The following is a 562-nucleotide window of genomic DNA, read 5'->3' on the forward strand; positions in this document are numbered from 1 at the left end:
TTGATTTCAAGCGCGGTTTTGAAATCAACAGCCTTTTCGATCGCGGTAATCTCAAAGGGCCGGAGGGACTGCGGGGCACATTGAAGTATCGGGACCCGCAAAGCGGTCGCGAGCAAAAATACACGATCACCGCTCGGCTGGTTGACACCGCTCGGCTGGACAGCGCCGACCGCGTGGCTTATGAGCTTGTGCCAACCATGGACTTCAGAGCCAGCGTCCGGAACATCTTTCACGCGATGTTGACGGTTCTGCAATTCCGTATCGCGAAGTGCGTGTCGCCGCAGCATAAGGCGGAAGTAGAAAGTCAGTTCAAGGCGTTCGTTGACGGTCAGCGAAACGAGACACGCTTTGGTGCCTTCGACAAGACACTCGACCTGCTGACGGATCTGGACAAGAGGGCTTTTGCCGAGCCGGGCAAGACCGAGGCGGATCCAGAGCGGGGTGCGCTGATTTTCAACATGCTGGACAAGATCTGCAAGGAGGTGAAGGATTTTGCGGCATGCCGGACGCCCGAACATAGCATCGACGTTGTGACCCGCATGGAGCAGAAGCACTACAAGGG

Annotated in this window: 1 protein-coding gene; it reads left to right on the forward strand. The window is 56.8% G+C overall.

The genetic code is table 11. The features are described 5' to 3' along the window. A partial coding sequence (locus DID99_RS37570; protein WP_185733893.1) for a hypothetical protein occupies window positions 1-562 on the forward strand: 562 nt, incomplete at both ends.

It is taken from the genome of Burkholderia sp. Bp8986, from assembly GCF_003854225.1.
Classification (GTDB): domain Bacteria; phylum Pseudomonadota; class Gammaproteobacteria; order Burkholderiales; family Burkholderiaceae; genus Burkholderia.